This window comes from Staphylococcus sp. ZWU0021 (genome assembly GCF_000798895.1).
Taxonomy (GTDB): Bacteria; Bacillota; Bacilli; order Staphylococcales; family Staphylococcaceae; genus Staphylococcus; species Staphylococcus saprophyticus.
This window is the reverse complement of sequence record NZ_JTLN01000005.1, coordinates 300,383-324,889: the sequence shown is the minus strand read 5'-3', so window position 1 is coordinate 324,889 and position 24,507 is coordinate 300,383. Positions and strand designations below refer to the sequence as shown.

Annotated in this window: 24 protein-coding genes; 15 read left to right on the top strand and 9 right to left on the bottom strand. The window is 32.3% G+C overall.

Annotated features, from left to right (window positions below):
- Window positions 1-5 precede the first annotated feature (5 nt).
- Window positions 6-893: a DMT family transporter gene (locus tag L987_RS02255; protein WP_011303649.1), complete on the bottom strand. Its 888-nt coding sequence runs from the start codon at window positions 891-893 to the stop codon at window positions 6-8.
- 726 nt (window positions 894-1,619) lie between these two features.
- Here L987_RS02255 and nrdI point away from each other — a divergent pair.
- From nrdI to L987_RS02215, 8 genes are all read left to right on the top strand, one after another.
- Complete coding sequence (gene nrdI, locus L987_RS02250) at window positions 1,620-2,018, top strand: class Ib ribonucleoside-diphosphate reductase assembly flavoprotein NrdI (RefSeq protein ID WP_002483930.1); 399 nt, start codon at window positions 1,620-1,622, stop codon at window positions 2,016-2,018.
- Complete coding sequence (nrdE, locus tag L987_RS02245) at window positions 1,981-4,086, top strand: class 1b ribonucleoside-diphosphate reductase subunit alpha (protein WP_047502731.1); 2,106 nt, start codon at window positions 1,981-1,983, stop codon at window positions 4,084-4,086. Before nrdI ends, nrdE begins: the two co-directional genes overlap by 38 nt.
- Before the next feature lie 123 nt (window positions 4,087-4,209).
- On the top strand, window positions 4,210-5,178 hold the full coding sequence (gene nrdF / locus L987_RS02240) for a class 1b ribonucleoside-diphosphate reductase subunit beta (protein WP_002483928.1): 969 nt from the start codon (window positions 4,210-4,212) through the stop codon (window positions 5,176-5,178).
- A gap of 413 nt (window positions 5,179-5,591) precedes the next feature.
- Complete coding sequence (locus L987_RS02235; RefSeq protein WP_011303647.1) at window positions 5,592-6,560, top strand: ABC transporter permease; 969 nt, start codon at window positions 5,592-5,594, stop codon at window positions 6,558-6,560.
- Window positions 6,550-7,509, top strand: a complete 960-nt coding sequence (locus L987_RS02230) for an iron chelate uptake ABC transporter family permease subunit (protein ID WP_047502728.1) — start codon at window positions 6,550-6,552, stop codon at window positions 7,507-7,509. Before L987_RS02235 ends, L987_RS02230 begins: the two co-directional genes overlap by 11 nt.
- Entirely contained in the window at window positions 7,506-8,306 is an 801-nt protein-coding gene (locus L987_RS02225) for an iron ABC transporter ATP-binding protein (protein ID WP_011303645.1), read from the top strand. Before L987_RS02230 ends, L987_RS02225 begins: the two co-directional genes overlap by 4 nt.
- A gap of 103 nt (window positions 8,307-8,409) precedes the next feature.
- Window positions 8,410-9,456: a ferrated catecholamine ABC transporter substrate-binding lipoprotein SstD gene (locus L987_RS02220; protein WP_011303644.1), complete on the top strand. Its 1,047-nt coding sequence runs from the start codon at window positions 8,410-8,412 to the stop codon at window positions 9,454-9,456.
- 206 nt (window positions 9,457-9,662) lie between these two features.
- Window positions 9,663-9,989 (top strand): PH domain-containing protein, encoded by a 327-nt coding sequence (locus L987_RS02215; protein ID WP_002483922.1) that lies wholly within the window; start codon window positions 9,663-9,665, stop codon window positions 9,987-9,989.
- Between the two features lie 113 nt (window positions 9,990-10,102).
- Here the strand turns inward: L987_RS02215 and L987_RS02210 are convergent, their stop codons facing one another.
- From L987_RS02210 to L987_RS02200, 3 genes are all read right to left on the bottom strand, one after another.
- A complete protein-coding gene (locus L987_RS02210) occupies window positions 10,103-10,417 on the bottom strand; it encodes a CHY zinc finger protein (RefSeq protein WP_047502725.1) in 315 nt (104 codons plus the stop codon).
- Between the two features lie 11 nt (window positions 10,418-10,428).
- Window positions 10,429-11,355, bottom strand: coding sequence for a UDP-N-acetylmuramate dehydrogenase (gene murB, locus L987_RS02205; RefSeq protein ID WP_002483921.1), 927 nt, complete (start codon window positions 11,353-11,355; stop codon window positions 10,429-10,431).
- A gap of 160 nt (window positions 11,356-11,515) precedes the next feature.
- Window positions 11,516-12,034 carry a GrpB family protein gene (locus L987_RS02200; protein WP_011303642.1) on the bottom strand — a complete coding sequence of 173 codons (519 nt, stop codon included), beginning with the start codon at window positions 12,032-12,034 and terminating at the stop codon, window positions 11,516-11,518.
- A 127-nt stretch (window positions 12,035-12,161) separates the two neighbouring features.
- Here L987_RS02200 and L987_RS02195 point away from each other — a divergent pair, with 127 nt between their 5' ends.
- From L987_RS02195 to L987_RS02185, 3 genes are all read left to right on the top strand, one after another.
- Window positions 12,162-13,055, top strand: coding sequence for an EMYY motif lipoprotein (locus tag L987_RS02195; RefSeq protein WP_047502721.1), 894 nt, complete (start codon window positions 12,162-12,164; stop codon window positions 13,053-13,055).
- A 154-nt stretch (window positions 13,056-13,209) separates the two neighbouring features.
- Window positions 13,210-13,530: a bacillithiol system redox-active protein YtxJ gene (gene ytxJ, locus L987_RS02190; RefSeq protein ID WP_011303640.1), complete on the top strand. Its 321-nt coding sequence runs from the start codon at window positions 13,210-13,212 to the stop codon at window positions 13,528-13,530.
- A gap of 375 nt (window positions 13,531-13,905) precedes the next feature.
- Window positions 13,906-15,027 carry a glycerate kinase gene (locus L987_RS02185; RefSeq protein WP_047502719.1) on the top strand — a complete coding sequence of 374 codons (1,122 nt, stop codon included), beginning with the start codon at window positions 13,906-13,908 and terminating at the stop codon, window positions 15,025-15,027.
- Between the two features lie 248 nt (window positions 15,028-15,275).
- Here the strand turns inward: L987_RS02185 and pepT are convergent, their stop codons facing one another.
- The 4 genes from pepT to gdpS form a co-directional block, all read right to left on the bottom strand.
- Complete coding sequence (gene pepT, locus L987_RS02180; protein ID WP_011303639.1) at window positions 15,276-16,508, bottom strand: peptidase T; 1,233 nt, start codon at window positions 16,506-16,508, stop codon at window positions 15,276-15,278.
- A 13-nt stretch (window positions 16,509-16,521) separates the two neighbouring features.
- Window positions 16,522-17,022, bottom strand: coding sequence for a threonine/serine exporter family protein (locus L987_RS02175; protein ID WP_011303638.1), 501 nt, complete (start codon window positions 17,020-17,022; stop codon window positions 16,522-16,524).
- Window positions 17,023-17,038: 16 nt separating this feature from the next.
- Complete coding sequence (locus L987_RS02170; protein WP_047502716.1) at window positions 17,039-17,800, bottom strand: threonine/serine exporter family protein; 762 nt, start codon at window positions 17,798-17,800, stop codon at window positions 17,039-17,041.
- A gap of 337 nt (window positions 17,801-18,137) precedes the next feature.
- Window positions 18,138-19,208 (bottom strand): GGDEF domain-containing protein GdpS, encoded by a 1,071-nt coding sequence (gene gdpS, locus L987_RS02165; RefSeq protein ID WP_011303636.1) that lies wholly within the window; start codon window positions 19,206-19,208, stop codon window positions 18,138-18,140.
- Window positions 19,209-19,603: 395 nt separating this feature from the next.
- Here gdpS and L987_RS02160 point away from each other — a divergent pair, with 395 nt between their 5' ends.
- Window positions 19,604-20,662 (top strand): glycosyltransferase family 4 protein, encoded by a 1,059-nt coding sequence (locus tag L987_RS02160; protein ID WP_002483912.1) that lies wholly within the window; start codon window positions 19,604-19,606, stop codon window positions 20,660-20,662.
- Window positions 20,663-20,783: 121 nt separating this feature from the next.
- Here L987_RS02160 and L987_RS02155 read toward each other — a convergent pair whose 3' ends face one another.
- The gene (locus L987_RS02155) at window positions 20,784-21,425 is read right to left on the bottom strand and encodes a YigZ family protein (protein ID WP_011303635.1); all 642 of its coding nucleotides are present in this window, start codon (window positions 21,423-21,425) and stop codon (window positions 20,784-20,786) included.
- 168 nt (window positions 21,426-21,593) lie between these two features.
- Here L987_RS02155 and fakB1 point away from each other — a divergent pair, with 168 nt between their 5' ends.
- The 3 genes from fakB1 (at window position 21,594) to L987_RS02140 (ending at window position 24,480) form a co-directional block, all read left to right on the top strand.
- Complete coding sequence (gene fakB1 / locus L987_RS02150; RefSeq protein WP_047502713.1) at window positions 21,594-22,457, top strand: fatty acid kinase binding subunit FakB1; 864 nt, start codon at window positions 21,594-21,596, stop codon at window positions 22,455-22,457.
- A gap of 90 nt (window positions 22,458-22,547) precedes the next feature.
- Window positions 22,548-23,816 (top strand): DNA/RNA helicase, encoded by a 1,269-nt coding sequence (locus L987_RS02145; RefSeq protein WP_047502711.1) that lies wholly within the window; start codon window positions 22,548-22,550, stop codon window positions 23,814-23,816.
- Window positions 23,809-24,480, top strand: coding sequence for a ComF family protein (locus L987_RS02140; RefSeq protein WP_047502708.1), 672 nt, complete (start codon window positions 23,809-23,811; stop codon window positions 24,478-24,480). Before L987_RS02145 ends, L987_RS02140 begins: the two co-directional genes overlap by 8 nt.
- Window positions 24,481-24,507 lie beyond the last annotated feature (27 nt).

Here is a 24,507-nt window from a genome sequence, read left to right as displayed (position 1 = left end):
ACTCCTTATGTTTTTGGTTTTTGTTCTTCTTTTTGAATTGATAGCGGTTGGCGTCTTGCTTTTTCAAACATGTAGTAGCTTGAAGCTATGATAATGACATAACCCAAGATTGCATAGAAATCTGGTGATTCTCCGAATAATATAAAACCGAAGAATGCAGTAAATATAATCGATGCATAAGTGAATATCGAAATGTCTTTAGCTGGAGCGTAACTATAGGCTAGTGTAATACCAATTTGACCAGCAGCTGCTGCGAGCCCAGCTCCAATTAAATAAATGACCTGCATCATACTCATTGGTTCGAATGTGAAAATCGTAAATGGAATCAATACTACAATAGAAAAGAATGAAAAATAAAATACAATTGTATAGGGTGCTTCGCGAGTGCTCAATGCACGTACACACGTATATGCACTTGCAGCAAAAATACCAGAGAATAAACCGCCAATAGCAGGAATCATAGAGGATGAGAATTCTGGTTTAACCACGAATAACATACCGAATATTGCAATGACCATCGCTATAATTTGATAGTTACGAACTTTTTCATTTAGAAATATCAAACTCAGCAAAATAGTCCAAAAAGGATTGAGTTTCATTAGCGTATCAGCGTCACTTAATATCATATGGTCTATGGCATAGATATTTAATAAAACACCGATTAGACCTAAAGTCGAACGTGAAATTAAAAGTGGCTGACTGCTAAGTTTACCAAACAGGGGTTGCTTATATTTATAAATGAAATATAAAGGGATAAACATAGCTACTAAATTTCGAGCGAGTGACTTTTGAAACACCGGCAAATCACCAGCTAATCTGAAGAAAACAGACATAAAGCTAAAGCCAATTGCTGAAACTAGGATAGCAATGATCCCTTTAACTTTAGGATTCATATGTATCGCCTCGATTATTTTAATTTTTAACGTATTCATATTAGCATAATTATATAGATTATGTATATATGCTTGAAAGTAAAAGGGAAATGAGGTAACATGAAAACACGAACAAACGTTCTGTATTGATTCAATGAAATTCAAGACATATTTCAAAGTATTTTATTGCTTAGATAATTTCAATTGTGAGCAATTTAGTATTAGATGATAAGCTGAGTGACGCTATATCAATAGTTACAAGGTTTTAGAAAAAAGCAACTAAAATAGCTTTAAATTCCGAAAAAAATTTTTTATAAATAGAAAAGTACGAGTTAACGTTGAATTGGTGCCATTTCTGTTTCGAATTCAAACTTTTGTCAAAAACAAAGCCCTTTAAATAACTTTCTGAGTTATGTATAATGAAACACATAATATAGTATTTGTGACCAAGAAAAAACACAATATATTGTGTTTTGGGACGTAGTCAATTTATTTATAATAAATCAAATTTTAAGTAAAATCACACTATTTTGGACGTTTAATCATGACAAATCAAGCATTAATGCTTAATTATTGAGTTTTTACATAATCACATATAGTTAAAAGAAATCACTATATATTGTGGTTACCCAATATGTGCGCTACGGTTACTTATAATACATTTAAAATATAAATACGATGAAAGTACTATTTAATAACGTCAAAGTGAACTTAATAACATACTAGTATTAGAAAGAAGGTGATCCAATGAAGGTTGTTTATTTTTCATTCTCTGGTAATGTACGTAGATTTATTAAAAAAGCAGAAATTACTAACACTATGGAAATTACTCAAAATAATTGTACTGAGAAGATTGAAGAACCATTCATCTTGGTCACTGGAACGATAGGTTTTGGAGAAGTACCACAACCAGTTCAGTCATTTTTAGATATAAATCATGATTTACTAAGAGGCGTTGCAGCTAGTGGAAACCGCAATTGGGGACAAAACTTTGCGAAAGCTGGACGATCTATCTCGGAAAAATATCAAGTTCCTTTACTAATGAAATTTGAAGTTCAAGGTACACAAAATGATATTAGCGAATTTAAAGATAAGGTGGGACAGTTCAATGAAGATTATGGACGAGAAGAAATACAATCATATTGAGTTAAATAACGAAGTAACAAAACGTAAAGATAATGGCTTTTTTAATTTAGAAAAAGATCAAGAGGCGCTTGAAGTTTATTTAGAAGAAATTCAGGATAAAACAATTTATTTCGACACTGAAATTGAGCGTTTGCGCTATCTCGTTGATAATGACTTTTATTTTGATTTGTTTGCAAAATATTCAGAAGCTGATCTACAAGAAATTACAGATTATGCTAAAAGTATTCCGTTTGAATTTGCAAGTTACATGTCAGCAAGTAAATTCTTTAAAGATTACGCACTTAAAACAAACGATAAAAGTCAATATCTAGAAGATTATAAGCAACACGTAGCGATTGTTGCACTTTATTTAGCTAATGGCCATAAAGCGACTGCCAAACAATTTATTTCAGCAATGGTGGAACAACGATATCAACCAGCGACACCAACATTCTTAAATGCTGGCCGTGCACGTCGTGGAGAATTAGTATCTTGTTTCTTGCTAGAAGCGGATGATAGTTTAAACTCTATTAATTTTATTGATTCGACTGCAAAGCAATTAAGTAAAATTGGCGGCGGTGTAGCCATTAATCTTTCTAAACTACGTGCGCGTGGAGAAGCAATCAAAGGAATTAAAGGTGTAGCGAAAGGCGTGCTACCTGTTGCAAAATCTCTTGAAGGTGGCTTTAGTTATGCAGATCAATTAGGTCAAAGACCTGGTGCAGGTGCTGTTTATTTAAATATTTTCCATTATGATGTAGAAGAGTTTTTAGATACGAAAAAAGTGAACGCCGATGAAGATTTACGTTTATCAACGATTTCAACTGGTTTAATTGTGCCATCTAAATTCTTTGATTTAGCAAAAGAAGGAAAAGATTTCCATATGTTTGCACCGCATACCATTTATAAAGAATACGGTTTAACGTTAGATGACATTAATTTAGATGAATACTATGATGAACTTGTTGCAAATCCTAATATTGATAAAAAGAAAAAAGATGCACGTGAAATGTTAAATACGATTGCACAAACACAATTGCAATCTGGTTATCCTTATTTAATGTTCAAAGATAATGCAAATAAGGTACATGCTAACTCAGACATTGGCCAAATTAAAATGAGTAATTTATGTACTGAAATTTTCCAATTACAAGAAACGTCTATCATTAACGATTACGGTACAGAAGATGAAATTAAACGTGACATTTCATGTAATCTAGGTTCTTTAAACATCGTTAATGTTATGGAATCAGGTAAGTTTAAAGATTCAGTTCATACAGGTATGGATGCATTGACAGTAGTGAGTGATGAAGCAGATATTCAAAATGCGCCAGGCGTTAGGAAAGCCAATAGAGAGTTACATTCTGTAGGTTTAGGTGTAATGAATTTACACGGTTATCTAGCTAAAAATAAAATTGGTTATGAATCAGAAGAAGCTAAAGACTTTGCCAATATCTTCTTTATGATGTTGAATTATTATTCTATAGAACGTTCTATGGAAATCGCTAAAGAAAGACAAGAAGTATACAAAGATTTTGAACAATCAGACTATGCTAATGGTAAGTATTTTGAATTTTACACTTCACAAACATTTGAACCTAAATATGAAAAAGTACGCAAATTATTTGATGGTTTAGAAATTCCGACACCAGAAGATTGGAAAGCACTGCAAGAGCAAGTGGAAACAAACGGTCTTTTCCATGCATATCGCTTAGCGATTGCACCGACACAAAGTATTTCATATGTCCAAAATGCTACGAGTTCTGTAATGCCAATCGTTGATCAAATCGAACGTCGTACGTATGGTAATGCGGAAACATTCTATCCAATGCCATTCCTATCACCAGAAACAATGTGGTATTACAAGTCAGCATTTAATACGGATCAAATGAAATTAATTGATTTAATCTCAACGATTCAAACACATATTGACCAGGGCATCTCTACAATTCTTTATGTTAATTCTGAAATTTCTACGCGTGAATTATCAAGATTATATGTATATGCGCATCATAAAGGTCTAAAATCTTTATACTATACACGTAATAAATTATTAAGTGTAGAAGAGTGTACAAGTTGTTCAATTTAATAAATGAAATGTAAACGTGCAAAGTGAACAGCGGTGTTATGAGGCAGCCTTAACCAATGGTTAGATTAGGCTGCATATCACTGCTTAATTAAAAATATTTACTGGATAGGGGACAATAACTAAATGAAAGCAGTCAATTGGAATACGCAAGAAGACATGACGAATATGTTTTGGCGACAAAATATTTCACAGATGTGGGTAGAAACTGAATTTAAAGTATCTAAAGATATTGCAAGCTGGAAAACATTAACAGATCCTGAAAAAGAGGCTTTTAAAAAAGCATTAGCTGGTTTAACAGGATTAGATACACATCAAGCTGACGATGGCATGCCATTGATTATGTTACATACTACGGATTTAAGAAAAAAAGCCGTTTATTCATTTATGGCAATGATGGAACAAATCCATGCTAAAAGTTATTCACATATCTTTACAACGTTACTACCTTCCAGTGAAACAAACTATTTATTAGATAAATGGGTTATTGAAGAACCACATTTAAAATACAAATCAGATAAAATTATCAATAATTATCATAAATTATGGGGTAAAGAGGCTTCAATTTATGATCAATATATCGCACGAGTATCAAGTGTGTTCTTAGAAACATTTTTATTCTATTCAGGTTTCTATTATCCGCTTTATCTTGCTGGGCAAGGTAAAATGACGACTTCTGGAGAAATCATTCGTAAAATCTTATTAGATGAATCTATTCATGGTGTATTTACTGGTATGGATGCTCAAAGTTTACGTAATGAACTTTCAGAAAGTGAAAAGCTGCAAGCAGATCAAGAAATGTATAAATTATTAGATGATTTATATAAAAATGAGGTAGCTTATACGCATTCACTTTATGATGATATTGGTTTAGCTGAAGATGTATTAAACTATGTGAGATACAATGGTAACAAAGCATTATCTAATTTAGGATTTGATCCGTACTTTGAAGAACGTGAATTCAATCCAATTATTGAAAATGCTTTAGATACAACGACTAAAAACCATGACTTCTTTTCAGTTAAAGGTGATGGTTATACATTAGCGTTAAATGTAGAAGCATTAAAAGATGAAGACTTCGTTTTTGACGAGTAGAAGCACTATTAATTATAAAAATGTCATGATGAAAGTACAATTTTAAGCAAGTATTAGTCAACCGTATATAATAAGTAAAAAGCCGAGACATTATGTCTCGGCTTTTTTACTTATGGATAAAATAAACAGGCATGATATTTAAATAGAGATATACATTATATAAAGTCCATTAGAATAAAATTACATAAAAATGAACAATTAAAATAAGAAAGTGTGTTTTTCAAGGTGTGATATTAAATATAACGCTATACATATATAGATTGTATTTAAATACTTTTGTTTAAATTGCTCAAGGCTATTGAATTTACCATTAAAAATGGTAAAATTTTATTATAGGTATTGATAATGATTATCATAACCAATGTAGTTTGAGCATCGCATTTTATAGTGGAAGGGTTAGAGGTAGGTCATTTATGAAATTTTTATTAAATGGTATTGTCTTAGCTATTATATTACTGGTACTTACAATCCTTTCTTTATTTATAGGCGTAAGCAAGGTATCAATTACAGACATTTTCCATCTTACAGAATCACAGATGAATATTATTGTTTCAAGTAGAATTCCGAGAACGGTTAGTATCATCATATCGGGTAGTACATTAGCGCTAGCTGGTTTAATTATGCAACAAATGATGCAGAATAAATTTGTCAGTCCTACTACTGCTGGAACGATGGAATGGGCGAAACTAGGTATTTTATTATCAATGATTTTCTTTCCACAGGAGAATATCATTATAAAGTTAATTTTTGCAGTAGTTTTAAGTATTGCAGGTACTTTCCTTTTCGTTAAATTAGTACAATATATTCGTTTTACAGACGTCATTTTCATACCACTATTAGGCATCATGTTAGGTGGTATCGTATCAAGTTTTGCAACATTTATCGCGTTGAGAACCAATACAGTACAAAGTATAGGAAACTGGTTAAATGGTAACTTCGCCATTATTACAAGCGGTAGATATGAGATTTTATACTTAAGCATTCCTTTATTAATACTTACATATATATTCGCCAATCATTTTACTATTGCTGGTATGGGGAAAGATTTTAGTAATAACTTAGGAGTCAATTATGAAAAAATAATTAATATAGGATTGTTTATCACGGCTACGATTACAGCACTGGTTGTTGTAACTGTAGGCACGTTACCATTCTTAGGGCTTATTGTTCCTAATATTGTCTCAATTTTTAGGGGAGACCATCTGAAAAATGCATTGCCGCATACAGCGATGCTAGGTTCTATATTTGTAATGTTTTCTGATATTTTTGGCAGAATCATTGTATATCCATATGAAATTAATATCGGTTTAACGATTGGGGTCTTTGGCACTGTTATTTTCATAATCTTGTTAATGAAAGGACGACATAATTATGCAAATTAGTGCTAAGTCTAAATTATTTACGTTAATAGCAATTACTGTGGTTATCGCGGGATTGTATCTCATTATAGGTATTGATTTCGAAATATTCCAATATCAATTTACAAGTCGTTTGCGTAAATTGATCCTCATGATTTTAGTAGGTGGTGCCATTGCTGCGTCTGTCGTTATTTTCCAAGCGATTACCACGAACAGACTTTTAACACCATCTATTATGGGGTTGGACGCTGTATATATGTTTGTAAAAGTATTGATTGTTTTTGTATTCGGAGTACAATCCGTATTTGTTACAAATCTATACATTAGCTTCCTTATATCACTCATAGTTATGATTGGTTTTTCATTATTATTATTTCAAGGCATTTTTAGAATCGGAAATGTTTCAGTCTATTTAATATTACTTGTTGGTATTATTTTAGGCACATTCTTTAGAAGTATCACAGGCTTTTTAGAATTAATTATCAATCCAGAAGATTTTTTAGCTGTACAAAGTGCAATGTTTGCTAATTTTGATGCGTCAAATACGAAATTGGTCACTTTATGTGGTGTGATACTTGTCATTTTAATTATGATTACTGTATACGCAATACCTTATTTAGACGTGTTGCTACTAGGTCGAGATCAAGCTATCAATTTAGGGATTTCTTATCAGACATTAACACGTATTTTATTAATTCTAGTTGCAATTTTGGTGTCTATTTCAACGGCATTAGTTGGACCAATTACATTTTTAGGGTTACTGACAGTAAACTTGGCTCATGAATTAATGAAAACGTATCAACACAAATATATTTTACCGGCAACCATTTGTATAAGTTGGATAAGTTTGTTTTTAGCGCAAGCAATTGTAGAGAATTTCTTTGAAGCAACAACGCAAGTTAGTATCGTCATTGATTTAGTAGGTGGCAGTTACTTCATTTATTTATTAATTAAAAGGAGACATGCGAATTGATACGAGTACAAGGGCTTAATAAAACGATACAAGATAAAGTGATTTTGCAAGATATTGATGTAGAGATACGCAAGGGACGACTTACATCGATGATAGGGCCTAACGGTGCAGGTAAAAGTACGCTATTGTCTGCTATTACACGATTAATTGACTTTGAAGAAGGTACCATCGATATAGAAGGCAAAGCGATTACAGATTATAAAAGTAATGACTTGGCTAAAAAACTATCAATTTTAAAACAATCTAATCATACAGAATTGAATATAACGGTTGAAGAATTGGTGAAATTTGGACGTTTTCCTCATTCCAAAGGGCGTTTGAAGCAAGAAGATAGAGATCAAGTTGAGTATGCACTCGAGTTATTACATCTTACTGAAATTAGAGGTCGTTATTTAAAAACACTTTCTGGTGGACAGCGTCAACGTGCTTATGTAGCAATGACTATTGCTCAAGATACGGATTATATTTTACTTGATGAACCGTTAAATAATTTGGACATGAAACATTCAGTTCAAATTATGCAAACTTTGAGAAGATTAGCCAAAGAGTTGGATAAGACGATTGTAGTCGTTATTCATGATATTAATTTTGCCTCTTGCTATTCAGACGATATTATTGCTTTGAAAGATGGTCAACTTGTTAAGGCAAGTACGAAAAATGAAGTCATCCAAACAGATATTTTAAAAGAATTATATGATATGGATGTCAAAATTGAAGAGATTCGTGGACAACGTATTTGTATTTATTACGATGAAGTGACCGAAGTGCCGGAATTATCATTTGCACAGTCGATGTAAGATGATGCGTGGACTTTGAAGGGAGTGATGCAACCGTAACGTTGTTAAACTTTTAGGGACATAGAAGGTAGTACATATTAAAAATTCAGGAGGAGTTAAGCACATGAAAAAGTTAGGGTTATTATTAGTAGTTGGGTTAATGTTTTTATTAGTAGCATGTAGTAATGGCGGATCAGAAGATAAAAAATCTTCAGACACTGATTCGAAGAGTAAAGATTCAAATGAAACTGTAAAAATTGAAAATAATTATAAAGCAAATGGTGAAAAGCGTGATGGTAGTGATGCCAAGACTGTTAAAGAAACAGTTGAAGTGCCTAAAAACCCTGAAAAGGCAGTTGTTTTAGATTATGGTGCATTAGACACAATGAAAGAACTTGGTCTTGAAGATAAAGTTAAAGCGCTTCCTAAAGGTGAAGGTAACAAGTCATTACCTGATTTCTTAAGTGATTTCAAAGATGATAAGTATTTAAATACTGGTAGTCTTAAAGAAGTTAATTTCGATAAAATTGCAGAAGCTAAACCAGACGTAATATACATATCTGGACGTACAGCAAATCAAAAAAATCTAGATGAATTTAAAAAAGCAGCACCTGATGCAAAAGTTGTTTATGTTGGTGCAGACGATAAAGATGAATTGAATTCATTGAAGAAAAATGCAGAAAATCTAGGAAAAATTTATGATAAAGAAGATAAAGCTAAATCATTAAATAAAGAATTAGATGATAAAATTGCTAGTATGAAAGAAAAAACAAAAGATCTAAAAAATGATAAAGCATTATTCTTATTAGTTAATGAAGGTGAATTATCAACATTTGGTTCTGGTGAACGTTTCGGTTCAATGATTTTCGATACAATGGGCTTCACTCCTGCAGATGATAACATTAAAGATAGCCAACATGGTCAAAACGTAACAAATGAATATATTGCTGAGAAAGATCCAAGTATTATTTTCGCAATGGACCGTGGTCAAGCAGTAAGTGATAACGCTACAGCTAAAAAAGCATTAGGTAATGACGTTATTAAAGATGTTAAAGCAATCAAAGACAATAAAGTGTATGAATTAGATCCAAAACTTTGGTATTTTGCTAGTGGATCAACAACAACAGCGATAAAACAAATCGATGAAGTTGAAAAAGCGATGGAAAAATAAAAAAGCATTAAAATGTGGGGATATTGATTGAAAAAAGCGTCTGGAATTTATTCCAGGCGCTTTTTTGTTGAAAAGAAAATAAGTTAAAACGTTAAATTATTCATCACTATCATACTAATGTTATAATATTTTTATCATCATACTTTCGAGTAAATATATAAATGCTAGATAGAGCGTTTTAAAGAAATAGTAGGGGGACAAAGTACATGATATTAGATAATGTAAATCCAAATGATTTATTTCCAACTGAGAAAAAAGGACCAACTGTTCTAGGCACAATAGAGTATTCAGTACAAGGTTCGACTGAATTTGAGGGTGCTTTTATAGCTACAAATGAGAGAATCATTTTAAATGTTGATATGAACGGTGAATTTTATTATAGAAGTATTGCATATAATGAAGTTGAAAAAATTGAATATGATGGAGAAAAAATTAATTTCACTTTTAACATTGGGCCTATGCCTATGAAAAATATTCAAAAAGGTGACGTTGCTACATTTGTACAATATGTTAGTGATAAAATTGACCAATAGTTCACTGGGAATATGAGATACAAACAAATAAAGAAATAACAAAAAGCGTAGATGCACACCATGGCATCTACGCTTTTTAATATGACAAAATTAAGTTTTATATCGTTTCTTTATTAAATTTCAAAGTATAAATGATAATGATACTTACAGCTATTATTAAAATGGGCATCGCATTTTGGACAAGCTTCTATCATCATGTAGTCATTAATTGTCATTTCATGATTACAGACACCACATAAAATAGCTTTTTCGTGAAATTCATTTGCTTGCCATCGCTGAATCTTATGTGATTCATGTTCATTGTGGCATTTATAACAAGGATAGTATTTATTACAACATTTAAACTTAATGGCAATAATATCTAAAGGTGTTTGATAATGTGTACAGCGTGACTCATTATCTACAGTGGATCCATATACTTTTACCATAGTGATTTCTCCTATTGTTCATTGAGTGGGTGTTCTCCGATAATTCTAACTTCAGGGTGCAGCTCAACATCAAATTTTTCTTGTACTATTTTTTGAACGTAATGAATTAAATCTTCATAATCTGTTGCCGTTCCTTTATCTACGTTAACCATAAAGCCAGCATGTTTTGTTGAAACTTCAACGCCACCAATGCGATGACCTTGCAAATGAGCATCTTGAATCAACTTACCAGCGAAATGACCAGGCGGACGTTGGAATACACTACCACATGAAGGATACTCTAGTGGTTGTTTTGATTCTCTTCTTTCTGTTAAATCATCCATAGAAGCTTGTATTTCTTGTTGATCGCCAGGTGCTAAGGTAAAGGCAGCTTCTAATACAACGAGATGTTCTTTCTGAACAATACTATTACGATAGTCCAACTCAAGTTCTTTATTGGTTAACGTGATTAATTCACCTTTGTTATTAACGCAAAGTGCATAATCAATACAGTCTTTTACTTCACCGCCATAAGCACCAGCATTCATAAATACAGCGCCACCGATGGAACCGGGTATGCCGCATGCGAATTCAAGACCAGTTAAGCCATGGTCTCTTGCAGCACGTGAAACATCGATGATTGCAGCGCCACTACCTGAAATGATAGCATCGTCGGACACATCAATGTAATCAAGTGAAAGTAAACTAATCACAATACCGCGAATACCACCTTCACGAATAATAATATTAGACCCATTACCTAAATACGTCACAGGTATATCATGTGTGTAAGCATAATGCACAATGGCTTGCACATGTTCGTTGTGGGTTGGGGAAAGATAATAATCGGCTTTACCCCCTGTTTGAGTGTATGTATATTTTTTTAGAGGTTCATCAATTTTAATAATTTCTTCTGGGACAATTGCTTTTAATTCTTTTAAGATGTCATCCTTATGCAACTATAGAACATCCTTTCCTGTTGAATTCATTTATTCATTATACCAATGATTTGGAGTCTTTGCTAAATACTATGGTAATTAATTTTGTTAAATTATTAATACAATGATCATCGTGTGTTTAATATTGATGTGTGGCTATATTTCATAATCCATATTTAAGTTAATTTACTGTGTGAGAGAATGAATCAAATAATTGTTGTTTCTTGTTTTCATATGCACGTATAGATCGAACTTCATTAGCTAACATCAATTTCTTAGAACCAAATCGTGTAGCGGTGTGTTGATCATGAGACAATTGATGATGCGTTTGAATATACGCTTTGTATAGGTTAGAATCTTTTTGAATAATATGTAAACGTGCTATTTGTTTTAAATCTATTAAATTATTAAATTGTGCCATAATTACTTTTTTCTTATATGAATGGTGTAAACGATAAAAACCTTCATAATTCAAACGTTTTTCATCTAAAGCGGTGATATCATGTAAATTATCTACGCCTACTAATATATCTAAAATGGGTTCAGTAACGTAATTGAAATGTGATGTTCCACCGATATGAAGTGTAGTTTTAACAGGTGTGTCGAGCAGGTTAAAAAGCATTTTTTTCAAATTTTGATATTGGTCTGCAAAATAATTATCTTTGTCCTCAGAAATAAATGCTTGGATGTTTGAATTCATATAGGTTGTTCACTCCTTTCTTTATTGTGATATAACTGTTAAACTGTAAATTCTGAAATAATATATCACATATTATTTTCAAGTTAAATAAGTTTCTGTATAATACTGAATGATAAGGAGTGCAGAAATGAAAAAATTACTTTGCATTGTTTTGTTGTTTGGCTTTGTGATAACCCTTGGTGCATGCGGTAATGAAGGTGCTAACGAATTCAAAGATTTTGATAGCTCACTGAATGATGTGAAAAATAAGGAAAAAGAACTTAATCATGTCATGGATGACATTTCATTGAAGCAATTAGATGATTTAAGTAAAACAGATACGACTGATAAGGATAAAAAAGCATTTAATGACTTACAAAATAACATTAATCGCAAATTAATCCCTAAGTTAGAGGAATATGAGACAGCAGCTAAAAATTTACCGGCAGAATCTGAAGAAACGAAAAACTTAAAATCTACCTACTTAAAGTCAGTCAAAGATAAGAAAGCAGCTATTAACGATTTGAAAGTATTTGTTGATTTATGCAATCAAGCAATTAAAGCAAATGAAGATATTTTAGAATATACGAAGTTATTTGAGAAAAGTAGATCTCAAGTTGAAGCGCACATGCAAGACGCAAATGATGCAGGCGCACGCACAGATGTTAATAATTTCAAACATAAATTAGAAGAAAACAACAAAGAATTGAGACATACAGCAGAAAAAGAGTTGGATTCAACAGATTCAGCTAAAGTTAAGCAATCGATTGAAAAAGACATCATGCCTTTAATTAATAAACAAATTAAAGATTTAAACAAAGCTGAAATTACGAATAACTATGTAAATAGTGCGCGTAAAAATGCGATTGAAATGTATTACAGCTTGCAAAATTATTATGAAACACGTGTAGAAACAATTGATATTAGTGATGAGTTATCAAAAATAGATCATAAAACTTTACCTAAAGAAAGTGAAGATTTAGAAAAATATGATGCCGTATTTGATAAACAATATAACAATGTAAAAGAAGACTATAATTAACAAAGAAATTTGTATTGTTATAAAAATTTAAATAAACGGTTAACAACAAAAAGAGTATTGTGTATAATTGGAAACAATGATATGAGTATATCCTGGAGATTTCACACTTTTTGAAACAATTTGGGTGTGTTAAATATTTTTAGAGGTGAATAGAATGGCTATAAAGCTGAGTTCGATTGACCAGTTTGAGCAAATTATAAAAGAAAATAATTATGTATTTGTATTGAAGCACAGTGAAACGTGCCCAATTTCAGCAAATGCAATGGATCAATTTAATAAATTCTTATATGAACGTGATATGGATGGTTATTATTTAATTGTGCAACAAGAAAGAGACTTATCGAATTATATAGAAGAAAAAACAAATGTAAAACATGAATCGCCACAAGCATTTTATTTTGTTAAGGGACAGGCGATTTGGAATGCGAGTCACAGTGATATTAACGTTACGACTTTAGCTAACGCTGAAGAGTAAAACATAACAGAATATGCAAAAAAACGCTTGTTAACCGCTTCTCTAAATGAAAGTGATTAGCAAGCGTTTCTTATAATGTGAAAAATGTTCATCTGACATGTATAATAAATAGTTGAATATGAAATATAGACTACTACTTTATTGGGAATGACTATATGTGGCTACTTATAGATACAGGTAGTGAGGTTAGGATAGCTAACACATGCTATAAATAGACTTCGCAGACGATGGCCAACATATTTATCTGTTGCCTACTTCATTAACCAAGACCACAAATTTTTGTGGTTCAATCTGGTTGAAAATGACTTTATAATAGTTTATGTTTCATTATACAAAAATACAAAAATGAATTGATAAAATACTTGAGGTGACAATATGAAAGTTTTAGTGGCGATGGATGAATTTAATGGAATTATTTCGAGTTATCAAGCAAACCGCTATGTGGAAGAAGCAGTAGCAAGCCAAATTGAGAAAGCAGATATCGTTCAAGTGCCATTGTTTAACGGACGCCATGAATTAATGGATTCTGTCTTTTTATGGCAATCAGGAACCAAATATAGAGTGCCTGCACATGATGCTGATATGAATGAAGTAGAAGCCATTTACGGTATTACAGATAGTGGTATGACTGTGATTGAAGGTAATTTATTTTTAAGTGGTCAAAAACCGATAAATGAGCGCACGAGTTTTGGTATGGGTGAAATCATTGCTGATGCACTTGAAAATGATGCAGACCATATTGTTATATCATTAGGCGGTATCGCAAGTTTTGATGGTGGTGTAGGCATGTTACAGGCCTTAGGTGCTAAATTTTATGATGATGAAGCTCAAGAAGTTGATATGCGTGAAGGTAGTCGTATGTTGAAGTACATTCGAAAAATAGATACTTCTGCATTAAACTCAAAATTAAAAGATGTTCGTTTTCAAGTAATGTCAGATTTTGATAGTAAATTATATGGTAAACATAGTGAGATTATGCAAACCTATGAAACTTATGGTTTAAGTAGAGAAAATGCAGCAGAAATTGATAATTTAATTTGGTATTTAAGTGAAATATTTAAAAGCGAACTCAAACTCGCGCTTGGACCGATTCAAAGAGGTGGTGCAGGAGGCGGTATTGCTGCAGTGCTAAAAGCGCTTTTTGATGCAGAAATTATGACAAGTCATGCATTAGTTGACCAAATAACACATTTAGATTCATTGATTAAACAGGCGGATTTAATTATTTTTGGAGAAGGTGTCAATGAAGAAGACCAAATATTAGAAACTACAACTGTTCGCCTTGCAGAGTTAGCTACGAAATATGACAAACCATCGATTGCAATTTGTGCAACACCAGATAAATTTGATTTATTTGAATCAATGGGTGTTACATCAATGTTTAATACATTTATTGAAATGCCTGAAAGTTTTACTGATTTTAAAATGGGGATTCAAATTAGACATTATACAGTTCAGGCAATTAAATTACTGAAAACACAATTCAGTACAAATTAAACGTAAAGTGAAACAAGCATATCTTATTTTAAGTCGTATAAACTACCATTTATAGCAATTTAATCAGGAACTAATACTTAGATTAGTTGCATAATGGGGCGTATACTGACAGGATGTATATTTTAGATATGTGGCCATGTTCAAAGTAATAAAAATAGAGCTAATCCATATCGGATTAGCTCTATTTTTTGTATTTGTGTCATAGGCGCTACATGTTTAAAAGTAAAAACAACTACTTTTAGTATTACTTACTTATCGTAAGTATTTACAACTTCTTCAGCTATACCGACTACAACTTGTACTGCTTTTTCCATGACATCAATAGACGCGTATTCGAATGGTCCATGGAAATTGTCACAACCTGTGAAAATGTTTGGTGTAGGTAGTCCCATATATGAAAGTTGAGAACCATCAGTACCACCGCGTATTGGTGCGGTATTTGCTGGAATGCCTAATTTTTCGAAAACACGTTTAGGTATATCAATCACGTGTGGGTTAGGTTCGATTTTTTCACCCATATTGTAATATTGGTCATTAATTTCTACTTCAATAGGTTCATCTTCGAAATGTGAGTTAATATCATTTTTTATTTCGACGAGACGTTTTTTACGTAATTCAAATTCGTTTCTATCATGATCACGAATAATATATTGTAAGGTTGTTTTTTCAACATCGCCATTTATTTTCATTAAATGATAAAATCCTTCATAACCTTCCGTTCTTTCTGGAACTTCATTTTGTGGTAATAAAGCATTAAATTGCTGACCTAATAATACAGCGTTTATCATAGCATCTTTCGCTGATCCAGGATGAACGTTCACGCCATGGCATGTCACGATCGCTTCTGCAGCATTAAAGCTTTCATACTGTAATTCTCCGTACTCACTACCATCCATCGTGTATGCGAAATCAGCATTAAAACGTTCTACATCAAATTCATGTGGACCTCTTCCAATTTCTTCATCGGGCGTAAAGGCTACGCGAATTTTACCGTGTTTAATTTCAGGATGTGAAGTTAAGTATTTTAAAGCTTCCATAATTTCAACTACACCGGCTTTATCGTCAGCACCTAACAAAGAAGTACCATCTGTAATCATTAATGTATGACCTTCAACGTTTTTCATAGCAGGGAATACATCTTGGCTTAATGTACGGTTCGTCTTACCTAATTGAATCGGTGTCCCATCATAGTTGTCAATAATTTGAGGATTTACATGAGACGCGTTGAAGTCAGGTGAAGTATCAATATGTGCCAAAAATCCGACAGTAGGTAAATCGATGTCTACATTACTGTCTAAAGTAGCAAATAAGTAACCTTGTTCGTCAATATCTGTTTCTAATCCCAAATCAGTCAATTCATCGTTTAATAAATTTAATAAATCCCATTGTTTCTCAGTTGAAGGCGTCGTTGTAGATTCTGGATTGGATTGTGTGTCGATTGTTACATATCTTGTAAGTCGATCAATTATGTCTTGTTTCATTTAAAAACACCCCTTAAGCTCTATTATTTATATTATAAGATTTTTTATATGTTTTGCCTTTCATTTTACCATAATGCTGTTTAACACGTGTATAGATATAATAAATGATTTCAGCACATAATATACCGAATGCAATAGCTCCAGAGATTAACGTGACCTCAAGGAAGGTATTCACCGCATGCGTATACTGATTACTTACAAGAAAACGCGTGGCTTCGTAAGCTAAACCACCAGGTACAAGAGGTATAATTCCTGGAACGATAAAGATAATAACAGGACGTTTATAACGTCTACTCATGACATGACTCATAATTGCTAAAATAAAACTACCTAAAAATGACGCTAACACTTTACCTAAATCAGCATCAAAGGATAATTTATAAATAATCCATCCCATGGCACCAACAAAACCACAGGCTAAAAGGAGGCGTCTAGGTGCATTAAAAAGAATAGAAAATAACATTGATGCGAAAAAGCTAATCATAAACTGTAAAAAGTAATAAACAATGAACATTATCAGCACTCCTTTTCTAAAAGATTAATAAGACGATGGCAACACCGGCACCAATTGCAAATGAGGTTAGTGCAGCTTCAACGCCACGTGACATGCCTGCAATTAATTCACCAGCCATTAGATCACGAATTGCATTTGTAATCAATATACCGGGTACTAAGGGCATAACACCGGCAATGGTTATGATATCTTGGTTGTGTGCCCAACCTATTTTAGTGAAGAAAGCAGCGATAGCTATAACAACAGCTGCACTGATAAATTCAGAAAAGAATTTAATTTGAATATAGCGTTGTACATAGCTGAAAGTTAAAAAGGCACCAGCACCAGCGATAATTGCAAATATAAAATCATTAATGACGCCACCAAACATAAATAGGAAAAAGCCACAGGCAATTGCTGCTGCAACAAAATTGGTAATTGATGAATACTGCAAGGAAGCATGGTGTAAATGGATAAGTTCAGATTTTACTTGATCAATATCAAGCTTGTTACTAGATATTTTACGAGACAAACTATTTGTTAATGCAATTTTTTCTAAATCTGTAGTACGTTCACGAATTCTAATGAGTCGTGTATTTGTACGATTATTTAACGAAAAAATGATTGCAGTTGATGTTACAAAGCTATATGTATCATCTAAACCATAACTTGCAGCGATTCTTGTCATTGTATCTTCAACACGATACGTTTCAGCACCGCTTTCTAGTAAAATTCTGCCTGCGATTAATACGACATCAATGACTTTATCTTCATCAATGATGGTAATTGAATCTGACATAGCTTCGCACCTCCTGAATTGTTAATAGAACAATTGAAAGTTTACATTGTCGAATAAAAACTTTCAATAGCGTATCTTACGATAATTAATGTTTTATATAACATTATATATTGTAACAAACTCATTTTCATTACTATACTTATTCAATGCTTTAATTGAAACTTTATTTAGAAAAAGTAAAACATATGGATGAATCGCGCTGTGTGAAGGGCATGGTAGGTGAAAGAAACGTTACATTTATTTTTACGAAAAAAGAGTTTGAGACAAAAATAGATGTCTCAAACTCTTTTTCATTTAGGCGATAGGTGGCTGCATTGAAAATGTAAAGTCCCACTCCCTATAATTTAACAATTGGGTTAAACATGACTTGGTTACGGCCTTCGTTTTTAGCCATATGCAACATATCGTCAGCAATTTTAAACACTTTTCGTTGTGATTTGTAATCATCTGTTGTCAAGTATCCAACGCCAATAGATACGGATAATTTAATGACTTCTTTGTTTGGTAAATGGAATGTAGATTGTTCTACACCGCCACGAATACTCTCACTTAATTTGACACATTGGTCTAAAGTATAATCATACAAAACAATAGAAAATTCTTCACCTCCATTACGATAAATACTAAACTGTTGTGGCACATAGTTTTTAAGTAATTGAGCCACTTGTCTGAGTACAGCGTCGCCCGATTTATGTGAATACATATCGTTCACATCTTTGAAACCGTCGATATCAATCAGTAATAAACCTAAACTTTGGTTATTTTCTTCAGATAAACGAGCTGTTTCATTTAAATGTCTATCGAATTCTTTAACATTACCTAATCCAGTTAAGTAATCTACTTTATCTTCGTTCTCATATCGATTGACTAATGAGAAGAAATGCCAAATATCAACAAAGGTAATAGACGAAGTTATTGTTAAGACAAATGAAATCGGAATTAAAAATAAGACTTCTGTAATCTCGTAATATGGGCTGATTAATGATAAAATTGCAAAAATAACTAATGCAATGACATTTAGTATTTGCAATGAAATGATATCACTTTGTTTTAAGAATGGACCTATCGCACCAATGATGCCTGCTATTACGATAAATATCATAGCAGTAATTATTGTATAATCCCCAATCAGAACATTGACTAAGCCGACAATAAAGGCGGATAGAACAGTGTAAAACATATTCGTATATCTACCTAAAAATAGGATAGGTACAAAGGATAAATAGAGTGTATACTCATTGAATATTGGGACAGGGTACGCAGATAGTAAAAGCGCTACTATCGTCATTAAAACAGTGACATATTCTTTTGAAAATACCATAATTCTATTTTCTGAGTATTGTAGACGATGGAATAAATAAATTCCAGCTACGGTAACAGAAATATTATAGATAATAGCTTCAAACATTTTTACTTTACACTCCTTTAAATAAACACTTAGTTATTGTAAGTGAAAACTTACAATTTGTCATCATGGGGTGAATAGAAAATTCTAACATTCACTTAATATTCATGTTAAAATTATTTTTTAGTGAAAAATTAAAAATTCACTAAAATTGATTTAATAAATAATATCCCTAAATATAACGCATTTATTATCGCACTTCTAGTTGTATAAGTAAAAGCGTATAAGGTATTATAAAGTTATGTAAAAATATCAATTGTGTAATGAGACTATATTTTTATTAGGAAGTATTAAAATAGTCATTTTTGAAGTGAATTCACAATTTAATGAAACAAATATTTTCAACATAGACTTTGAAATTTAAAATAATTAAGAACCATATTAATGAAGGTGAACTGATGTATACATTATTACTAATCATTTTTTCAATGATAGTCAGTTTAATACTTACACCAATAGTCATAAAAGTTTCTCATAAATTAGGGATTGTAGATCAACCGAATTTTAGAAAGGTACATACTAAACCTATTTCAGTACTTGGTGGAACTGTGATACTCTTATCGTTTTTAGTTGGAATTTGGCTTGGACATCCTATAGAAACTGAGGTCAAACCGCTTGTTATTGGATCTGTATTAATCTATTTGGTTGGTTTGATAGATGATATCTATGACTTAAAACCAATTATGAAATTACTCGGCCAAGTAATTGCGGCGTTAGTCGTTGTTTACTATGGTGTTACAATTGACTTTATTTCATTACCTATTGGTCCAACGATACATTTTGGTATATTTGGTATTCCAATAACGGTCATTTGGATTGTTGCCATTACGAATGCGATAAATTTAATCGATGGATTAGATGGTCTAGCGTCAGGCGTTTCAATGATTGCACTGATGACAATTGGCTTTATAGCAATATTACAAGCCAATATATTTATTATAATGATATGTAGTGTATTGATAGGTGCACTTTTAGGATTTTTATTCTTCAATTTCCATCCAGCAAAAATCTTTTTAGGTGACAGTGGCGCACTATTAGTTGGATTTATTGTAGGCTTTCTATCATTACTCGGGTTTAAAAACATTACGTTTGTATCCTTATTCTTCCCAATCGTTATTTTAGCAGTACCATTTATCGATACACTATTCGCTATGATACGTCGAGTGAAGAAAGGTCAACATATTATGCAGGCCGATAAATCTCATTTGCATCATAAATTTTTAGAATTAGGCTATTCGCATCGACAAACCGTGTTATTGATATATTCAATTGCGATACTGTTTAGTCTCTCTAGTATTATATTATACTTATCCCAACCTTGGGGTGTATTCATGATGCTCATACTCATATTCATTACAATTGAATTGATTGTAGAATTTACAGGATTAATTGATGATGATTACAGACCTCTATTGAAATTAATAGAAAATAAAGAGCATAATAAAGATGAACAGTGATAGCAATGAAATTGTGAAACTATAAAACCGACAAGTCAGAGGTTACTGACTTGTCGGTCTTTTTGTACGATTCGGTTTGTTTAAGTACTTGTAAAATAAGACATATATCTATCATTTATATTTAATCTGTTGGTATATCAAACGGTAACCTCATGACTTCGCCTTCTACTAAATCATAATTACCAGACGTTGTTCTATTTAAAAATGCAATAAATTCATCATAGTCAGACGCGACAACATCTATTTGATAACTTACTTTGTCTGTATAACTTTGATCACGTAATAAATAGGACGTGCTTTCAAGTTCATATTCGAATTTCCCTGTTAAATCATAATTAATGGTTACAGTTGTAGGTATAGCGGGTTTAAGTTCTACACGACCAATATCGTAAATAACGTCTCTAACGGCACCACTATAAGCGCGAATAAGGCCGCCGCCACCTAGTTTAATGCCACCAAAATAACGTGTAACAACCACGCAAGCATTATGTATTTCTAATTTTTTTAAAATATCTAACATTGGTACGCCAGCAGTACCGCTTGGTTCACCATTGTCATTGGCTTTTTGTATATTCATTTGATCGCCAATTGTATATGCAGAACAATTATGTGCTGCTTCACGGTGTTTTGTAGACACTTGATTAATAAAGGCTTTCGCATCTTCTTCTGATTCTACTGGTTTAATATGTGCAATAAAACGAGATTTATTGATTACATTTTCAATTATATGTTCTGCTTTTATCGTTATAATTGTGTCTTCCATGTGTAACCCTCCAAATGTCTATAGATTTTATCCATTGTAATAATTTTTATTATCATCGCTACCTTTGTATTATACACTGTATTGAATACAAGCATAAATGTAAAAATAAATTTTCTTTTGGTTGAAAATAAGGTATCATAGTTGTGAGTATAATTGAGGAGGATTAGGATGAAGATTGCTGTCTTGACAGATTCAACGAGTTATCTATCTCAAACATTAATAGACAAATATAATATCAAAGTTGCACCACTTAGTGTCACATTTGATAGTGGTGAGAATTATGTTGAGAATGCATCCATTTCAACAGACGAATTTTATGAACGTATGAAGACCTCAGCTACAATTTCAACAACGAGCCAACCTGCAATTGGAGATTTTCTGGAGAATTTCGAGCAACTTCGCGAAGAAGGCTATACAGATGTCATTTGTGTATTTCTTTCTTCTGGAATCAGTGGGTGCTATCAAACTGCGACACAAGCAGGTGAAATGGTCTCAGACATTAATGTCCATACGTTTGATTCTAAGTTAGCTGCGATGGTTGAAGGTGGATATGTACTTAAAGCGATAGAAATGATTGAACAAGGCTATGAGCCTAAAGCTATCATTGAAGCATTACATGCAATCCGTGAAGTAACAGGTGCAGTACTCATGGTAGATGATTTGAAAAATTTACAAAAAAGTGGTCGAATTACAGGTGCGCAAGCTTGGATTGGAACGATGTTGAAGATGAAGCCAGTGTTAAAGTTCGAAGATGGCAAAATTGTTCCAGATGAAAAAGTAAGAACTAAAAAACGTGCTTTGCGTAAAATGGTTGAAAAAGTGATAAATGAAGTCAAAAATCTAGATGAAGTTACGTTATTTGTAATTGAGGGTGATATTCCTGAAGATTCAGATTGGATTCAACAAGAATTAGAAACTAACTATCCTCAGTACAATATTTATCGTTCTAGCTTTGGACCAGTCATTGCTGCACATTTAGGATCTGGTGGTATTGGTTTAGGGTATATTGGAAGTACCATTCGCACAGATTAAATTAATGAATAAATTAGAGACATGTCACGCCTATTGGGTGTTACATGTCTTTTTTTGGAGGTAAGGCAAATAAAATATTATGGTCGACTTATGTTAGATAAAACGTTACTGACCGATGAAATCATTGATAAGACTTCAACTGGCATTATAAAAAAACATAATCAATGGCAGTGTATGCAATGTCATACGAAAGAACCGCGTCATTTTTATAATTATTATTCAACTATATTAAAAAAAGAAATAGTTTATTGTAGAAATTGTATCAATTTAGGAAGAATGGATAATGTAAAGCCAATATTTATTACAAAATCTAAAAATGTTGCGTCTCAGGGCATATATCAGTTAGATTTCAAACTGTCTGAACAACAAACTTTTGCATCGATAGCAATTCTAAAGGCAATTAAAGATTATGAAACTAAAATTTTATATGCAGTCACTGGTGCTGGAAAAACAGAAATGATATTTGAAGGTATTCATTATGCGCGTAGTAGAGGGGATAATGTCGCGATTGTATCACCAAGGGTAGATGTTGTGATAGAAATTAGTATGAGAATTAAAAAGGCATTTTCTTCAGAACAGATTGATGTACTTTACCAAGGTCAAACACAGCGCTTTGATGGGCACTTTATCATTTCAACCGTACATCAATTATATCGATTCAAGCATCATTTTGATTTAATTATTGTTGACGAAGTAGATGCATTTCCATTAGTAATGGATCATTCATTACAAGAAGCGATTACTCATGCATCAAAAGCGACACACTGTCATATATTTATGACGGCCACACCTCCTAGACATTTATTAAAGAAGATGAATCCGTCTGATGTCATCACACTACCTGCGAGATATCATAGACAGCCATTGCCTGTACCGCGTTTTAAATATTTCAAATTAAAGCAACATAAAATACAATATGCATTGCTGAAGATACTAAAAAAACAAATCTTAACAGAGCGTTATACACTCGTGTTTTTCGATAATATCAATTTAATGAAAACAGCATATCATCGCTATAAAAAGGAAATAACGTCATTAACTTATGTATATAGCGAAGATGCCTTAAGATTTGAAAAAGTTAAAGCTTTAAGAAATGGGGGATACCAAGTCATTTTTACTACAACAATATTAGAAAGAGGATTTACCATGGCCAAATTAGATGTCATCGTCTGTAATAGCCAAATTTTTAATAAGAGTGCGTTAATACAAATTGCTGGTAGAGTTGGAAGAAAGATAGAGGAACCAACAGGGCTCGTATTATTTTTACATGAAGGTATTACTTTACCTATGTTAAAAGCTCGAAAAGCAATTATAGATATGAATCAGTTAGCACTAAAAAAGGAGTGGATTGATGGCTAGGTGTATACAATGTGATGCCAAGTTATCAGAAATGTTCGATGCGCTTAATTTTTATAAAAAACCTGTAAAGATGTGTGTAAATTGTATAGAACTATGGGAAGAAAACAAAATCGTATTGGAAGGTCGTTGTTCAAAATGTCTAAAAAAACTTGATCAAGGGGAGCATAAATGTCTAGATTGTGCGTTCTTAGCTGCTAAATTTCCGTTAATGAATCAATTATATTGTAATTATCAATATAAAGGCGTAGTGAAACAACTGATACATCAATACAAATTGTTAAAAGATGTAGCAATTTGTGAAATTTTGGCAGAACAACTCACACTACCGAAACAGTCTTACGATTTAATTATTCCAATTCCATCTCCTGTAGAAAGAGATATCAATCGCACCTTTAATCCAGTTACTTGTGTGTTAGATAAACTGCGAGTACCATATGAATCTATACTTCAAACTAAGGTGAGGCCTAAACAATCATTATTAGGCAAGCTACATAGAGCGCGATTTGATAATCCATTTGAAGTATCAAAAGATATCAATTTAGAAGATAAAAGTATTTTACTTGTGGATGACATTTATACTACTGGCTTAACGGTTCATCATGCGATTGAAAAAGTATATGTTAGAAAAATCAGAAAATTCGATGTGTTTACGTTTGCACGGTAGACTAAACGTGGTATTATATTAGTAAGC

Coding starts and splice junctions, on each gene's coding strand:
- L987_RS02255 (WP_011303649.1), bottom strand. CDS start 893: ATGAATCCTAAAGTTAAAGGGATCATTGCTATCCTAGTTTCAGCAATT.
- nrdI (WP_002483930.1), top strand. CDS start 1,620: ATGAAGGTTGTTTATTTTTCATTCTCTGGTAATGTACGTAGATTTATT.
- nrdE (WP_047502731.1), top strand. CDS start 1,981: ATGAAGATTATGGACGAGAAGAAATACAATCATATTGAGTTAAATAAC.
- nrdF (WP_002483928.1), top strand. CDS start 4,210: ATGAAAGCAGTCAATTGGAATACGCAAGAAGACATGACGAATATGTTT.
- L987_RS02235 (WP_011303647.1), top strand. CDS start 5,592: ATGAAATTTTTATTAAATGGTATTGTCTTAGCTATTATATTACTGGTA.
- L987_RS02230 (WP_047502728.1), top strand. CDS start 6,550: ATGCAAATTAGTGCTAAGTCTAAATTATTTACGTTAATAGCAATTACT.
- L987_RS02220 (WP_011303644.1), top strand. CDS start 8,410: ATGAAAAAGTTAGGGTTATTATTAGTAGTTGGGTTAATGTTTTTATTA.
- L987_RS02215 (WP_002483922.1), top strand. CDS start 9,663: ATGATATTAGATAATGTAAATCCAAATGATTTATTTCCAACTGAGAAA.
- L987_RS02210 (WP_047502725.1), bottom strand. CDS start 10,417: ATGGTAAAAGTATATGGATCCACTGTAGATAATGAGTCACGCTGTACA.
- L987_RS02200 (WP_011303642.1), bottom strand. CDS start 12,034: ATGAATTCAAACATCCAAGCATTTATTTCTGAGGACAAAGATAATTAT.
- L987_RS02195 (WP_047502721.1), top strand. CDS start 12,162: ATGAAAAAATTACTTTGCATTGTTTTGTTGTTTGGCTTTGTGATAACC.
- ytxJ (WP_011303640.1), top strand. CDS start 13,210: ATGGCTATAAAGCTGAGTTCGATTGACCAGTTTGAGCAAATTATAAAA.
- L987_RS02185 (WP_047502719.1), top strand. CDS start 13,906: ATGAAAGTTTTAGTGGCGATGGATGAATTTAATGGAATTATTTCGAGT.
- pepT (WP_011303639.1), bottom strand. CDS start 16,508: ATGAAACAAGACATAATTGATCGACTTACAAGATATGTAACAATCGAC.
- L987_RS02175 (WP_011303638.1), bottom strand. CDS start 17,022: ATGTTCATTGTTTATTACTTTTTACAGTTTATGATTAGCTTTTTCGCA.
- L987_RS02170 (WP_047502716.1), bottom strand. CDS start 17,800: ATGTCAGATTCAATTACCATCATTGATGAAGATAAAGTCATTGATGTC.
- gdpS (WP_011303636.1), bottom strand. CDS start 19,208: ATGTTTGAAGCTATTATCTATAATATTTCTGTTACCGTAGCTGGAATT.
- L987_RS02160 (WP_002483912.1), top strand. CDS start 19,604: ATGTATACATTATTACTAATCATTTTTTCAATGATAGTCAGTTTAATA.
- L987_RS02155 (WP_011303635.1), bottom strand. CDS start 21,425: ATGGAAGACACAATTATAACGATAAAAGCAGAACATATAATTGAAAAT.
- fakB1 (WP_047502713.1), top strand. CDS start 21,594: ATGAAGATTGCTGTCTTGACAGATTCAACGAGTTATCTATCTCAAACA.
- L987_RS02145 (WP_047502711.1), top strand. CDS start 22,548: ATGTTAGATAAAACGTTACTGACCGATGAAATCATTGATAAGACTTCA.
- L987_RS02140 (WP_047502708.1), top strand. CDS start 23,809: ATGGCTAGGTGTATACAATGTGATGCCAAGTTATCAGAAATGTTCGAT.